The following is a 1492-nucleotide window of genomic DNA, read 5'->3' as shown; positions in this document are numbered from 1 at the left end:
TGAACTGAACCCTGAATGATAGACACTTGATAAAAAGTGCTCATTCAGGGTTTTTTGCGTGCGATCGAATCGATATAATGAACCTATTCATTCAGACGGGGGAACGCATCCATGAGTAAAATCATCTTCAACGAACATCAGATCAGGCAGCTTGAGTTAAATCCGAACGTCGAGTCGGTCTCGGACCGGTCGATCCAGTACACGGGCGACTTCAAGGTACGGGCCGTCCTTGAGAATCAGAAAGGGAAGGGTCCTTCCCAAATCTTCGAGGAGGCCGGTTTCGACCTGACGGTGATCGGACGTGTGAAGGCGAAGTCTGCCTTGGAACGCTGGCGCAACACCTATCAAACCTATGGCACAGAGGGGCTGTTGACCGAACGTCGCGGGAAATCGAACGCAGGCGGCGGGCGTCCGAAGCAGGATGACTCGCTCGAACGACGACTCGCCAAGGCCGAGGCGCGCATCAAATATCTGACGGCGGAGAACGAGCTGTTAAAAAAGCTCGAGGAGTTCGAGGGGCGGGCGAAGCGAACCGACTGACACCGACGGAGCGATATCAGGTCATCAACACCGTCCTCCGGACGTTCCGTCTGAAGAACCTCGTCCGTCCACTCTGCGAGATCGCGGGTGTGAGCCGAAGCGGCTACTATGCCTGGCTCAAGCGTGCGGAAGAAGACTCCTTACGGGAAGAGCGCGACTACGCGGACTATCTTCTCCTGAAACAGCTCCACGATCGTCGGCACGGGAAGATCGGGTATCGCGGGCTCTATATGGAGGTGCTCGACCTCATCGGATCACCCATGAACCACAAGCGCATCCTTCGGCTGATGCGGAAATACGGGATCATCACGAAAATCCGCACGAAGAACGCATATCGGAAGCTCGCCAAGGCGACACAGGAACACAGGACGGTCCCGAATCGTCTGAACCGTCAGTTCGACCAGGACGAGCCGGGCAAGGTTTTCGTGACGGACATCACCTATCTCCCTACTCGAAAGGGACAGAACGTCTATCTCTCCTGTGTGAAGGACGTCGCGACACGTGAGATCGTGGCGCACCATCTGTCGACGAGCCTTCACATGGACCTCGTCTTTCACACGACGAGGAAGCTCGAAGAGCACCTCAACGGGAACTTACATCCTGAGGCGATGATCCATTCGGACCAAGGGTTCCACTATACCCATCCCGCCTATCAGTCGCGGATTCGCGGACTGGGGTTGGTCCAGTCCATGTCACGTCGTGGGAACTGTCTCGACAACGCACCAATCGAGTCCTTCTTCGGACATCTGAAAGATCATGTCGAGCATCGATCGGCACTTGACCTCAACGAGGTTCGTTCGATGGTCGACTCCTACATCGACTATTACAACAGCGAACGCAAACAATGGAACCTAAAAAAGATGACCCCGGAGCAATACCGGAGCCATCTGATCGCCGCATAGAATTCGAGGCACTTTTTATTAAACTGTCCGTAAAACAGGGCTCAGTTCAA

Annotated in this window: 1 protein-coding gene; it reads left to right on the top strand. The window is 54.6% G+C overall.

Annotated features, from left to right (window positions below):
• The first annotated feature begins 111 nt into the window (after positions 1 to 111).
• Positions 112 to 1442, top strand: a protein-coding gene (locus KNP82_RS15380) for an IS3 family transposase (RefSeq protein ID WP_483299306.1) whose coding sequence is annotated in 2 segments (ribosomal slippage) — positions 112 to 493 and positions 493 to 1442 — 1332 coding nt in all. Because the reading frame shifts where the segments join, the coding sequence is not laid out codon by codon here.
• Positions 1443 to 1492: the final 50 nt, after the last annotated feature.

It is taken from the genome of Exiguobacterium sp. s26, from assembly GCF_018618235.1.
Lineage (GTDB): Bacteria > Bacillota > Bacilli > Exiguobacteriales > Exiguobacteriaceae > Exiguobacterium > Exiguobacterium chiriqhucha.
The sequence above is the reverse complement of the archived record's forward strand: the minus strand, read 5'-3'. Positions and strand labels throughout refer to the sequence as shown.